14 protein-coding genes are annotated in these 13,775 nt (G+C 42.3%); 12 read left to right on the top strand and 2 right to left on the bottom strand.

From position 1 onward, the window contains the following. Positions 1–143 precede the first annotated feature (143 nt). Genes BLS20_RS11660 through BLS20_RS11645 form a run of 4 tightly spaced genes read left to right on the top strand, consistent with a single transcriptional unit; the run spans position 144 to position 2,386 of the window. On the top strand, positions 144–992 hold the full coding sequence (locus tag BLS20_RS11660; RefSeq protein ID WP_090174544.1) for a S1 family peptidase: 849 nt from the start codon (positions 144–146) through the stop codon (positions 990–992). A gap of 1 nt (position 993) precedes the next feature. Then, positions 994–1,305, top strand: coding sequence for a TfoX/Sxy family protein (locus BLS20_RS11655; RefSeq protein WP_090174543.1), 312 nt, complete (start codon positions 994–996; stop codon positions 1,303–1,305). A gap of 29 nt (positions 1,306–1,334) precedes the next feature. Continuing rightward, a complete protein-coding gene (locus BLS20_RS11650) occupies positions 1,335–1,664 on the top strand; it encodes a cupin domain-containing protein (RefSeq protein WP_090174542.1) in 330 nt (109 codons plus the stop codon). Positions 1,665–1,702: 38 nt separating this feature from the next. Further along, positions 1,703–2,386 (top strand): DNA/RNA nuclease SfsA, encoded by a 684-nt coding sequence (locus BLS20_RS11645; RefSeq protein WP_176762398.1) that lies wholly within the window; start codon positions 1,703–1,705, stop codon positions 2,384–2,386. A gap of 8 nt (positions 2,387–2,394) precedes the next feature. Here the strand turns inward: BLS20_RS11645 and BLS20_RS11640 are convergent, their stop codons facing one another. Together BLS20_RS11640 and BLS20_RS11635 are read right to left on the bottom strand one after the other, a co-directional pair. Then, positions 2,395–3,276: an FUSC family protein gene (locus BLS20_RS11640; RefSeq protein WP_090174540.1), complete on the bottom strand. Its 882-nt coding sequence runs from the start codon at positions 3,274–3,276 to the stop codon at positions 2,395–2,397. Next, positions 3,276–3,914, bottom strand: a complete 639-nt coding sequence (locus BLS20_RS11635; protein WP_090174539.1) for a transmembrane-type terpene cyclase — start codon at positions 3,912–3,914, stop codon at positions 3,276–3,278. The genes BLS20_RS11640 and BLS20_RS11635 overlap by 1 nt, the downstream gene beginning before the upstream one ends. 127 nt (positions 3,915–4,041) lie before the next feature. Here BLS20_RS11635 and BLS20_RS11630 point away from each other — a divergent pair, with 127 nt between their 5' ends. The 8 genes from BLS20_RS11630 (at position 4,042) to BLS20_RS11595 (ending at position 13,130) form a co-directional block, all read left to right on the top strand. Then, positions 4,042–4,587 (top strand): TetR/AcrR family transcriptional regulator, encoded by a 546-nt coding sequence (locus tag BLS20_RS11630; protein ID WP_090174538.1) that lies wholly within the window; start codon positions 4,042–4,044, stop codon positions 4,585–4,587. Positions 4,588–4,852: 265 nt separating this feature from the next. Then, entirely contained in the window at positions 4,853–5,524 is a 672-nt protein-coding gene (locus tag BLS20_RS11625) for a hypothetical protein (RefSeq protein ID WP_341443233.1), read from the top strand. A 152-nt stretch (positions 5,525–5,676) separates the two neighbouring features. Then, positions 5,677–7,005 (top strand): ATP-binding protein, encoded by a 1,329-nt coding sequence (locus BLS20_RS11620; protein WP_242870580.1) that lies wholly within the window; start codon positions 5,677–5,679, stop codon positions 7,003–7,005. 168 nt (positions 7,006–7,173) lie between these two features. Further along, positions 7,174–8,370: a trans-sulfuration enzyme family protein gene (locus BLS20_RS11615; protein WP_090174536.1), complete on the top strand. Its 1,197-nt coding sequence runs from the start codon at positions 7,174–7,176 to the stop codon at positions 8,368–8,370. A gap of 27 nt (positions 8,371–8,397) precedes the next feature. Continuing rightward, positions 8,398–9,195: a carbon-nitrogen hydrolase family protein gene (locus tag BLS20_RS11610; protein WP_090174535.1), complete on the top strand. Its 798-nt coding sequence runs from the start codon at positions 8,398–8,400 to the stop codon at positions 9,193–9,195. A gap of 57 nt (positions 9,196–9,252) precedes the next feature. Continuing rightward, positions 9,253–9,897 carry a cyclase family protein gene (locus tag BLS20_RS11605; protein WP_090174534.1) on the top strand — a complete coding sequence of 215 codons (645 nt, stop codon included), beginning with the start codon at positions 9,253–9,255 and terminating at the stop codon, positions 9,895–9,897. Between the two features lie 183 nt (positions 9,898–10,080). Then, on the top strand, positions 10,081–10,686 hold the full coding sequence (locus BLS20_RS11600) for a helix-turn-helix domain-containing protein (protein ID WP_090174533.1): 606 nt from the start codon (positions 10,081–10,083) through the stop codon (positions 10,684–10,686). Between the two features lie 74 nt (positions 10,687–10,760). Continuing rightward, positions 10,761–13,130, top strand: coding sequence for a response regulator transcription factor (locus BLS20_RS11595; protein ID WP_090174532.1), 2,370 nt, complete (start codon positions 10,761–10,763; stop codon positions 13,128–13,130). The last annotated feature ends 645 nt before the right edge of the window (positions 13,131–13,775 follow it).

The following is a 13,775-nucleotide window of genomic DNA, read 5'->3' as shown; positions in this document are numbered from 1 at the left end:
AACAAGCCATTTGTCGATTTGCCTCCTATCAGGACGGCCACTCGCGCAGCCTGAAAAACGCTCGCCGGAAACTTATCTACAGGTCATTTTGCCGGAGGGTTGAGTAGGCCATTTAGATGTCGGGGGGTGAGTGCGTTATTTAGATGTCAGGGATGAAAACGGCAGATTGTAATTGTAAGGAGCAGCATGATATGAAGAAGAGCATCGGTATCATTCTAATAATTGGCATTGTGCTTACTCTCGCGCTTTTGATCGGTATTCTTCCATCAGTTACAGACTATCAGGCAAAGCATCGCATATACACTGATATGCAGACTGATCTTTCTGATGTGATGAATGCAAACATCAGAATTGTTTCAGTCGATAAGCATGATGGGGGAATTGCATATGGTGCCGGAAGCAGCGGAGTTGTAATAGAAAAAACAGAGAACAAGTATTATGCTTTGACCGCATTTCATGTTCTTGCGCATGATGAAATCGATTATTTTGTAGTCATAACACCGGATGATCCGTCCGTTTTCGACTACAAAAGAGAGCATGAAGGCGCAGGACAGGAAGAGTATTATAATCAGCTTCCTAAAGTAAAGGTTGAATTTGAGAAAGAAGAATCTGATTTGGCCGTAATTTCATTTGAGTCTAACAAGCAAATCCCCGTCGTACAAATCTCAGAAACAATGCCTAAGAAGGGAGATCGAATAGCTGTGATATCCAATCCGGAAGGAGAGAAGTTTGTTAGTACATACGGAAAAATCAAATCCAGTAAACCGGAGAACTTCAGTTTCAATGATGATCAGTCTGACAATCTGATCGTAAAGCATAGTGCATATGAAGCACCCGGCAGTAGTGGAAGCGCGGTGTATAACGAAAGCATGGAACTGGTCGGTATCAACATAGGCGGCGGCAGAGATGTTTTTGGGCGTTTTCGATATGGTGTGATGATACCAACAGATCAGATCAATGAGTGCATCGGCGGATGGCAAGAGGAGAAATGACATGGCATCATCTAAAGATTATCTGGAATACATATTGGATCAACTTTCCGGGCTGGATGACATATCTTATTGTGCAATGATGGGAGAATACATCATCTACTATCGGGGCAAGGTTGTCGGTGGCATTTACGATGACCGCTTTCTTGTGAAACCTGTGAAGGCAGCCGTTGCCATGATGCCGGACGCAGATATGGAACTGCCGTATGAAGGTGCGAAGGAAATGCTGCTTGTAGCTGATGTGGAAAACAGGGAGTTTCTGAGAGAGTTGCTTGACACAATGTATCCAGAGCTGCTTACTCGGAAGAAGAGATAGAAAAAACAAGATTTTTAGAGGTGAAGATTATGCTCATAGATTTCAATGATATAGATTCAATGACGTTTCCGGGCATGAACAATGGCACCGGTACTATGAGTGCCCGTATGTATAATGATGATTCCTATCGGATCATCCCGACAGTGATTCATCCGAGAGGAAGTATCGGTACCCATAGGCAGGAGTCCGGAGACGACATGAACTATATCATCAGCGGGACAGGCAAAGCGATCTGCGATGGTGCAGAAGAAGAACTGAGACCGGGCGTCATGCATATCTGTCCGAAAGGATCAGAACACTCTATCATTAATACAGGAGAGGAAGATCTGGTCATGCTGACCATCGTGGTGAAGAAATGAGCACATATGTATTTGAGAAGCCTCTGATCAGAGGAACGATGTTAAAAAGAAAAAGCCAGTTCACAGCTTTGGTGGATATAGACGGAGAAGAACTGATCGCTCATATTCCGACGACAAACCGCATCGGCGATGTGGAGAATAAGAATCTACCGTGCCTTCTGTCATATCATGATAATCCGAAGCGCAAGCTGAAATATGATATCGAGGCGGTGCTTCTTTCCGATGATGATAACTGGGTGGGGATCAATCAGATCCTTTCCAACAGACTGGTAGAGTTCTTTTTCAACGAACACGAACTGGACGCGATCGTTTCTGATTTTGACAGAGTTCAGCGAGAAGTGAATCTGGGAATATCCAAGCTGGATTTCAAAGTTGGAGATACCTATTTGGAGGTAAAGACTCCGCTGACAACGATCAATGTGAAGTATGGGAAGGACATAAAGACTCTTCCCCCTAAGCCATTTTCATCAACTGACAGGATGGTAAAGCACCTTAACGAGCTGGCCGGATCACTTAAAGATCATGAGAAAGCTGTTTTTCTGCAGGTTTATCAGTATCGTATTACAGAGAAGAAGGAGCGGCTCAGGTCAACGCACTATGAGGAGGTATCACAAACCTTCAAAGAAGCAGCAGAAGCAGGTGTCGAGTTTTGGGAAGTTCAAATGGATTTCAGACCGGAAGGGGTCACGCTTTATAGATTGATGAGAAGTACAGACTTATAAATCGGGATTTAGCGTTCTATTAGCTTGTACCTCGTTTTATCTTCATACAGACTGTTAAATATTTTATCAGACAACATACATAATAGGATAGCAAGCGAAGCTCCTACTATCGTCCATACCAATCTTTCCGAAAGTAAATCCAGAGTAAGGCTGCCCTCAGACATTGCATATCCGCATACAGCCTGCAAGCTGATTCCTGCACTGCCTAAGATATATTTATCGGGCATTACTATCGCGGTTACGATAACGGCACATACAAAGCACGCAATACATGATATTGTTCCGGCGTTACATATCATTATTATCCAACCGACAGCAAAGCCAAGAAAAGCACCCGCAATTCTTCTCAGACCTCTTATCTGTATCCTTCCGTAATCCTCACCGATGAACACTGCACAAGCAGAGATCATGATCCAATATCCGCGATAATCGTAAAACAGAAGCTCAGACCAGGCGATGAAGAACAGAATAAGTGTATGAACGGTTGTTCTGTAAAGTCTTTTTTTATTGTTCGAGACAGTCAATCTGTATCTTTCATATATGACCTTTAAAGCAGAATCTTTTCCGAAAGATTCGTGATTTTTGATACCAAGCACCATTTGTGCCAATATGGCAAGTGAAGCGATTGCTGTCCACACTAAAATCCAATTCTTGACAGAAAGGCTTTCTAAGTGGCAAAGCACAAGATAGGTCATTCCAATATGGACGTAAAAAGGAAACTTCATTTCCGTTTTTAGCCAGAACACATAGGAAGAAAAAATAACAGCAGCGTACACGAACGGTATCAATACTATCATATTTTTTGTGAACACCCCAAGAATACAGACAGCAAAAAGATATCCGCATACTAAAACAGAAGAAAGCAGTCTTTCACTGATTGTTTTTTCCATTACACAGATACCTCCGATTTTTCTTTCCCGATCTGCTTCTTCAGAAGAACAATGTAGATAATATCCCAGACAGAGCAGAGCAGGCCTGTCAGCAGCACATAAATATTAAAGCCCTGCACCAATCCCTGCTGGATCGTTGGTGCAAGTGTTCCGATCCATTTTGCAACAGCGATCATCATTGTCTGTCCTTCACTGCTGCCACGCTTATAGAGCATTATGATGAACAGGATAGACATTGCCACATTCTGAGCATAAGCAGAGAACTGAGCTGCTTCTACATAGGACTCACAGTACAGGAAAAACGAGAGTTGTAATACCAAACAGGAAGCAAAAGCCAGAACACTGTACGGTATGAATTTATCTCTCAGTTTTTCGGGCAATTTGTCCTTTCCGAACTTGAAGTAGGTGACAACGATCAATGCATCACACACCGCCCATACAGCATTTGCAACAGCCTGAACGGACGGATTTGCGATCCCGTTACAAGCATAAATGACTTCCCAACAGATATTCAGCCCCAATGCCCACAGTGGCATACAATAAGTTTTGTCACGAAAGCCAACACGGATACTTTCTATATAAACGATAGTCCAAGCCACCGCACTGATTACCAGCAGACACATTGCTAAAACTTCCATTTGACAAGCCCTCCTATACATGTTGCACTTGATTTTATAGTAACATCTGTTACACTTTATATTATAGCTGAGTTGTTGAAAATTGAAAGATACAGATCCACATGAAGTGTTACAGTTTGGAGGGAACATGGCGGAGAATGCACAGTCAAAGCGCAGTAAAAAATGGATTTCCGATGCGCTGACGGAACTAATGAGGAAAAAGCCGTTTGACGAAATTACAGTAAAGGACATCACTGAAAAGGCAGGCGTTGCGCGGCTGACTTTTTACAGGCATTTTGAGACGAAGGAAGAAGTTTTGAACTATCGATTTCAGGCACTTTTTTCAGAATATCTCTCGACAATTGAAAACACAGAGGCAAAAAATCTGCTGGAAGCATTGACGATTTGCTTCACCTATTGGAAAAAGAATACGAAGCAAATCGTATCTCTGAAAGAAAATGGATTAGACGCGCTGCTTTATGCCCCGTTTAGCAAGTACCTTGATACAATGCTGTCCAAATACCACGCAGACAAAGAGATGCTTGACATTCAACGACAATTCCTGGTCGGAGGGTTATACTTTTCTATGATTGAATATATCATATCCAACGATGTAATCTCTCCATCTCAAGCTGCAGAGGCAGTACTGAAACTGCTGAAACTTGATATTCAGAATAACACATGGGATTGGTGAAGGAAAGAATGATAATGAATGATGAAGAAAGAATATCAAATTCAAGTTTGTCGGTAGACAATTTCCCGACAACGAGCAAAAGGGTATGACAATTTCCCGCAAACGGGGAGAGACGATTTTGACATTCATAATGTCCACTCTTGCCATGTGGAAAGTATTGCGCTTTTACAGCGAATGAGCAACACCCGGGAGAAAACAATCACTCTTGATGTCGAGATGGAGGATTATCATCGGATTAAAGGTGAGAGAAGAGAGGTGTGACACTTTGAAAAAGTATTGGCCATCGATAGTGATGCTGGTGATCTTTGAAATAGTAGCTGTGACGTTATGGCTGACAAAAGATAATCTGTTTTATCTTTTTAATTTTAGCTATATTGGACTTTCTATATCCTTTGGCGGTTTTCTGTTTATCAGGAAATATAAGCATGCCCGCCGTGTTGTACAGCTCCTTGTCGGACTATATATGCTGATATATTTAGGGTTGATCTGCAACGAGAATATGCAGATTGAGGGCTTTTGGTATTATTTGTTTACAGGAGTATTTGAAGCAGCAACAATACACTACGCCGTAGCAAAGATAGTCGGGCCTTTGATATTCGGCAGAGGATGGTGTGGATATGCCTGCTGGACGGCAATGGTACTTGATTTCCTTCCGTACAAGATTCCAAAGACACCGCGTAAAAAGATCGGATGGATCAGATATATTGTTTTTGCGGCATCTCTGGTATTTGTTGCAGCATTATTCCTCGCAAAAGTTGGAAATATTGAAAGGATTATGTTCTGGGCGTTCATAGTGGGAAATATAATCTACTATACAGTCGGGGTACAAGCTCCGACTGAGTTAAACGCTCCGCGAGGATGCGCACGGATTCGGACAGGAATTTGTCTGCTGAAGCAGACCCGAATCCGGCGCGCAAGACTCGCGAGCGAGTCTTGACTTATAGTTGATTAAAACGTGAAAAGGTGTTATTGTTAATTTAATCGCGAAAAGGTGCAAAACAGATAGCGAATAAATCGTGAAAAGGTGTTGAATGCGGAACGAATTGTTGGTGAAAAGGTGTGAAAATGAAGAGGAAAATATTCAACAAGATGATTAAATGGAAAGAAGACAGCGCTGGAAAAACCGCGCTGTTGATTGATGGAGCCCGGCGAGTCGGAAAGAGTTATATTGCGGAAGAATTTGCAAAAGCAAATTACAAATCTTATATTTTGATAGATTTTAACAGAGCAGGAGATGAGGTAAGGGACTTGTTCCTTAATAATCTGAATGATTTGGATTCTTTCTTTATGTATCTTTCTGCAATTTATGGGGTCACCCTCTATGAGCAGGAGTCATTGATCATCCTCGATGAAGTTCAGTTGTTTCCAAGAGCACGGGCAGCAATAAAGTTTTTGGTTGCGGATGGCCGCTTTCATTATATGGAAACAGGATCACTGATGTCGATTCGTGAAAATGTAAAGGATATTGTTATTCCTTCTGAAGAACGCCACATCAGGATGTATCCGATGGATTTCGAAGAATTCCTTTGGGCGATGAATGAACAGCCGCTTATAGATGTCATTCGCTTGTCCTTTGAAAAAAAGAAGGCAATGGGACAGGCACTTCACAGAAAGGCCATGACATTATTCCGGCAATATGTGATCGTCGGAGGAATGCCGCAGGCAGTAAATACATATATTGAAACAAAAAGCTTTGAAAAAACAGATGAGATCAAAAGAGATATTCTATCTCTTTACAGAGAAGATATAGCGAAGCATGCAAAAGGATACGAGAGAAAAGTGGAGTCTGTATTTGATGAAATCCCGGAGCAACTGTCGAAACATGAAAAAAAGTTTATGTTAGCATCGCTTGGGAGAGGGGCGAAGTACCGAAGCTACGAGAGTTCTTTTCTATGGCTTGAAGACTCTATGATCTGTAATGTTTGTTATAATTCCACGGCTCCAAATGTTGGCATAAAATTAAATAGGAACAGGAACACGTTAAAAATTTATATGGGAGATACCGGACTTCTCATCAGCCATGCATTTGACGAAAACGGATTGGTGAAAGAAGAAATATATAAAAAACTGCTTCTGGGAAAGCTGGAAGTAAACGAAGGCATGGTTTTTGAAAATGTAGTTGCACAGATGCTTACAGCTTCCGGACATAGATTATATTTCTACTCCAACTCGTCCAGAGAGAACAAGGATGAGAGAATGGAAATCGATTTTCTTATCTCGAAGAAAAATCCGACGAACAGACATAATGTAGCTCCGATTGAAGTGAAATCCGGAAAACGATATACATATTCTTCACTGGGGAAATTTATGAGCAGATTTAACGAGCAGTTGGATGTGCCTTATATTCTGCACACTGCCGATTATTATGAAAAGGACGGAATTGTTTTTATTCCGGTGTATTGGGCCTGGTTACTTTAACGTGATATTTCTGCGGAGGAATTATTGAATTCGAAAAGGGAGGCGGAGTAATGGCATCAAGCAAGGAATACCTGGATTTTATATGGGAGCAGTTTTCAAAATTAAATTATGTGACCTATCGGGCGGAGGATTTGTGAGGAAAAAGTTTTAAGCGGAGGAAAACTAAAGATGGCTAAGAAAGAAAACAAATATAAGGGATACGATATCACAACACAGGCAATTCATACAGGAACAGATTATGATGAAGGAACCGGCGCAGTAAGAAGACCACTTCATATGGCAAACAGCTATAAGCTGCCTGACGATTTGTCGCAGGTCAACTATTCATCAACCGATCTTTTGATGTATTCCAGAAATGGAAATCCCAATCAACATTGGCTTGAGGAGAAGGTGGCTGCATTACATGATGCGGATGATGCTATTGTACTGGGAAGTGGCGTGGCAGCTTTACATGCCTTGTTCTGGACGCTTCTTAAGTCAGGCGACCGCGTGATTTATCCCAATGTAAGCTATATGGCGGTTTATCGCATGTTTCATGAACTGTTTAACCGCAAGTTTGGCGTAGAAACGATAATGGTGGATATGACGGATCTTGATGCTGTGAAGCAGGTGATCACACCGGGAACAAGGCTTGTCCATATTGAGACACCGGATAACCCGACGAATGGCGTTACAGATATTGAAGCCATTGCAAAAATAGCTCATGAAAATGGAGCGCTCGTTTCTGTTGACAATACCTTTGCATCTCCGTTCAATCAGAAACCACTTGAACTTGGAGCCGATTTTGTCGTGGAATCGCTGACAAAGTTTATTAACGGTCATGGCGATGCGCAGGGCGGCGCAATTATCTCGAATGATCTTGAGGCAATGGATCGTATCCGCTATGAAGCGCAGGTCAATGTGGGTTCCGTGATCAGCCCTTTCAATGCATGGCAGATATTCAGAGGTTCGGTGACGTTCCCTCTCAGAATGCAGCGAATCAATGAATCTTCACAGAAGATAGCCGAGTGGCTTGAGCAGAGGGAAAACGTAACTTTTGTATCCTATCCGGGACTTCCGAGTAATCCGGGTCATGAATTAGCAAAGCGGCAGATGAAAAACGGCTACGGTGGAGTGATATCCTTTGGCGTAAATACAGATGATAAGACCGTTGAACGCTTTTGCGCGGCACTTAAGGTCGTAACATTTGCCGTATCTCTTGGACATGATGAAAGCCTGATTTTCCCACAACCGAGTTATGATGAGCGAATCAACCTATATCCGGAGAAATTCAGAAAAGGCTTTATCCGCTTTAGTGTCGGACTCGAGGACCCGGATGATATCATAGCAGATTTGGATCAGGCGTTGAAATCGGTGGGGTTATGATCGAATTGAATTTATGAGGTAAACGGGATGAAGATTGCTCTTGCGCAGATGAAAATGGATACAGATATCGAAAAGAATTTCCAAAAGTCATTGCAGCTTATTCGTGAGGCGGCGGAAAAGAAAGCAGATCTGATTTGCTTTCCGGAAATCCAGCTCTCTCCATTCTTTCCCCAATTCCCAGACTGTGATGTGAGCGAATATGCCATGACGGAAGACAGTAGCTATGTGAAGGGGATAAGAAATGCCTGCCGAGAAAACCATATATTTGCTTCACCCAATTTTTATATTGAGGAAAAAGGGCATAGATACGATATGAGCCTTTTGATTGACGATCAAGGAGAAATCATAGGAAGACAGAAGATGGTCCATGTCGCTCAGTGTAAAATGTTTTATGAGCAGAGCTATTACACTCCATCTGAAGAAGGGTTTATGGTCTTTGATACGAGGTTGGGTAAAATAGGGATTGTTGTTTGCTTTGATCGTCATTATCCGGAGAGCATTCGCACCGAGGCTTTGCGCGGTGCGGAGCTGATTATTGTCCCTACAGCAAACACAAAGTCGGAGCCATCTGAGCTTTTTAGGTGGGAAGTTAAGGTTCAGGCATTCCAAAACAGCGTAAACGTAGCAATGTGCAACAGAATTGGACGAGAAGGAAATATGGAGTTTTCCGGTGAATCTATTGTTGTAGGATTTGATGGAGAGACGATTGCATTGGCGGACAATCAGGAAGAACTGATACTGGCAGAGGTGAATCTCGGTGGAGCTGCCATAAGGCGTAACGAGCGGCCATACACATCTCTTCGAAGAACGGATCTGTATGAGTGAAGCTCATCAAAGACTAAGCAAAGACGATAATCAGTGATTTGTAAAGGAGCGTCTAAAATGAGGGTGATTGATTTAACACATATTATTGAAAGTACGATGCCTGTTTACCCGGGTACGGAACCACCAACCTTTGAACCAGCTAATACATATGAGAAAGATGGGTTTAAGGAAACAAGACTTTCCATGTTTACACATACAGGAACTCATATGGATCCGCCTGCTCACCTTTTCCGGGGCAGGACTACATTGGACGCTTTTCCTCCGGATCAATTTATCGGCAAAGCACTGGTTATTGACTGCACATCATTAAATGAAGGCGAACCGATCACAATGGAGCATTTGCTGCCTTATGGAGAAAAGGTAGAAGAAGCGGATTTCCTGTTATTCTATCTTGGCTGGGATGAACGCTGGAGTACAGAGGAATACTTTGGAGATTACCCGTGTGTTGATGACTCCGTTTTGGATTATATTCTTGATGGTAACTATAAAGGGATAGGGTTTGATGTGATAGGTCTTGATCCTATTGCAGATGTAAATCTTACGCGGCACAAAAAACTGTTTAAGAGCAAGGACATTGTCAACATAGAAAATTTATGCAATCTGGAAAAATGTGGCTCTGAGCTTTTTTGGTTCAGCTGCTTTCCACTGAAGATCAAGGATTGTGATGGGTCGCCTATACGCGCGGTTGCGTGGTTTGAATAGCGCAAATTCCAGCTTGTCGATATGTTAGTAATACTCTCGCTTTTTGAGACGATAGTCTTGATGATAAGAAAAAAATAAGTGTGAAAGCCACGTAATATAGCGAGTTTTAGGAAATCAACCTACGGTTCGTGTAAAAACAGGATGATACCGGATATGCTTGTGTCAAGAAAGGAGGTGCCCGATATGGATCAAATCAAAATTGGAAAATTCATTGCTTCCTGCAGGAAGGAACAGGGCATGACGCAGGCAGTCCTTGCCGAAAAGCTTGGAATCAGTAACCGGGCAGTATCAAAATGGGAGAACGGAAAGTCTATGCCGGATTCCGGAATTATGTTGGAACTTTGTAATTATTTGAAAATTAGCGTCAATGAACTTCTGTCGGGCGAAAGAATTATGACAGAAGTATCAGACAAAAGGGCAGAAGAAAACTTGCTGGCGATGAGACGAGAGGTTGAAGAAAAGAACAGACAGATGCTTAGGATGGAATACGGGATTGCATTCCCTGCCGTCATTGCGGGACTGGTTATGGGGTTTGTTGCGTCATTCATAGAAATGCCGGTTTGGCTTAGAATCGTGCTTATCGTATTTGGACTCGTGCTCATATTTACAGCTACGTTTATCGCTGTGGGCATTGAGCAAAAGGCCGGATACTATGAATGCCAGAATTGCCACCACAGATATGTTCCGACATACTGGCAGACAAACCTGGCTATGCATATGGGGAGAACGAGATATATGAAATGTCCGGAATGCGGAAAACGAAGCTGGCAGAAAAAAGTTCTCAGCTAAGATAGCGGCAGGGTATTGCTTTGGAAAAACAGATAGTATAATATCAACGTAAAAAGGGATTTTGGGAGGAAACTATGGGATATATTAAAGTGCCCAAGGTTTATGAAAAGCTAAAAAAAGCAGAGGAGTTATACTTACCTGTGTTTATCAGTGCTGCAACTTGTTGGGGGAAGAGTGCGGCAGTTGAATACTACTATCGCAGAAAGGCGACGCGTATATTGCGCTGCATAAACGGAGCTATAAATGAGATGCCAACGGTGGGGAAAATTCGTGAAAATATCGTAGTGATAGAGGATATGCAATGGTTAAGCCAGGAAGAATCCGTGCAATATCTTCGAAAACTACTTTATACAGAAGGGCTGCAGGTAATCATGATTAGCCGAGGAATATTGCCAAGTGCTTTTGCGCTTGATGATATAGAACTTGGATTTGTAAGAATTTTTGAAAAAGATTTTGCGTTTGAAGAAACGCAAGTAAGTGAATATTTTGAAGATAAGGGTATATTACTTACGCCGGAACAAATAGCTAAAATCACAAAGTTTTCAAAAGGGTATGTCTGTGCCCTTCATTGCTATGCGACTAGAATCATCGCAGGAGAAAAGATTTCGGAAAGTCTAAATGCAAATGTTGTGCGAGACATCTACCACATGTGGGATGCACGGCTGGTGAAGCAATGGTCGGAAGAATTTTGGCATTTTGCACTTTGCGTATGCGTATTTGAACGATTTCATCAAGAGATGGCAGAGTACATAACAGGAAATAAGAATGTAAGTGCGATAATAGAATACTGTCGCGAAAAAATGAATCAACTATGGATCGATGATGATGGTAATTATTATTTTAGACCGGAAATTCGGGGATATTATCTGTGGAAACGGGATTTGTTATGGACAAAAGAGTTGATTGAGCAAAATAATCGTATGGCGGCGGAGTATTATGAGAAAATGCAAGATGTACCAAATGCATTAAAGTATTACAGCAAGGCACATGCGACAAAGAAAATCAGGGAGATTCTGGTTCGAAATGCACAAAATCATCCGGGAGTGGGACATTATGTAGATACCAAGGAGTATTATTTTCAATTGCCAGAGGAAGACATTGCTCAAGTACCGGTATTAATGGCAGGAATGAGCATGTTGTATGCACTGATGCTGATGCCGGAAAAGTCGGAAGAGTGGTATGCAAAACTTGAGAATTTTGAAAATGATAAAGCCAATAGCAGAGAGCTTCGAAAAGAAGCGAGGACAAGATTGGCCTATCTGGATATAGCGCTTCCACATCGTGGAACAAAAGGGATTCTTCGCATTATGCGAGATGTTTTTAATTTGATTACCAAAGGCGATGTGGTACTCCCGGAATTTTCGGTTACGGGAAATATGCCATCCCTTATGAACGGAGGATTGGACTTTAGCGAGTGGTCGAAAAATGATACGTATATTGCACGGTTTATGGGAAAGACGGTTGAGGTAATTACCGGTTCGTATGGACAAGGACTTGTTACCTTGGCTCTGGCAGAGAGTGGTTTTGAAAAAGGGAAGATGTCGTCGTATGAAGTGTTGTCGCGTTGTAGTGATGGATATGGGCAGGCAACGCATGGCGGTAAGATTGAGATGTGTTTTGCGGCGATTGGGATTCAGGCAAGACAGCAGATTATAGAAGGATGGTTGCCGTCAGCAAAGAGAGCTGCGCAATCGTTTTTTGAAAAGGCAAGGGCGGAAAGAGCAGAATATCTATATCCTAATTTGGAAGCATTTGAAGTCTGGATGTCTCTTTTTTCGGGAAATAATGAAGGCAGCAGTACCTATATTGATGGGACCACGGATGCAAAGAAGAAATTTGAAATTTCGGACAGATACCGGCAAATGGTGAAAATAAAGTGTCTGATTGCACAAAACAGGCTTTATGAGGCCATGGATACCGCAATGTTTTTGACCGGATATTATTCGTCCTATGATCGGCACTTTTGCGGAATGGAAAATGAACTTCTAAAAGCAATTATCCTGTATCGCTTAGGAAATGATCAATGGAAAGTGAAGATGTATGACACCTTAAAAAAAGCACAGGAGTATCATTTTGTAAGATTTGTTTCCATTGAGGGATGCGCAGTATTACCGCTTTTAAAAATTATAAAAGAAGAAGGATTAAAGGATATCCACCAGGAATTTTTTGAACAGATCTACGAGGAGAGCATTCGAGTCGCTGGATTTTACCCGGATTATATGCGATTTATTCCTAAGGAAAGCATATCTCTTACGAAAAGAGAGTCACAGGTGTTTTCGATGCTTTGTGCCGGAATGGCAATGGATGATATTTGCAGGGAACTGCAGATTAGTTATGATGGATTAAAAAAGCATAATCGTAATATTTATAAGAAACTAGGTGTGAAAAATAGAGCGGAAGCAGAACGAAAAGCTGCAAGAATCGGCTGGGTATATCGTGGATGATGAAGAAAGAGAAAAATATAGAGATAAAAAAACAGCCGAAGTAACCATAGGGGTACTATACAATTAAGACAGGTGCCCTTAGAATAGCTTTCAGAGTGAATTTACAGATGTGGGGGGACAGCAAAGGATAAAGAACGTTATATTCTATGCTGCGTGTGTTGCTAAGAGACCACATCCGTATTCTTAGCCGAGATGAGAACTCGGCTGAGAATATGCTGTAACATAAAGAAGAGGTGAACTCAGACGGGGAAGGGGCTTCGGCTGAGTTAGAACGTAAGCGGTCTGCAGGAGAAATCTTGCGGACCGCTTGCGTTGTGCGCCTAGCGGCGCACGTTTCTAACGGGTTCAAGTCCCGAATCCGCCCGGTAGTGGGAAGGATATAGCCGAAGGCAAGGGTGTCCGCCGCGAGGTGGAATCTGAAGGAAGCTGGATGTGGGGAACACACTAACCCACGGGCAAATCTCTGGTCTGACGAACAGAAATCTCATACGAGGTTATGCATGAGGGTAAGGCTGCAATCCAAGTCGAAGCCCAATAACTACACGGAATCATGCATGATAAATGAGGCAGATGGATGGAGAGGAAGAAACGTGTGGTACCTAGGGAGGTCTGTGTGAAATGCTCTGAAAGGAGTAACCACCGTAC

The organism is Eubacterium oxidoreducens, from assembly GCF_900104415.1.
In the GTDB taxonomy this organism is placed as follows: domain Bacteria; phylum Bacillota; class Clostridia; order Lachnospirales; family Lachnospiraceae; genus Eubacterium_C; species Eubacterium_C oxidoreducens.
Note: the sequence above shows the minus strand (reverse complement) of the source record. Positions and strands in the feature narration are given on the sequence as shown.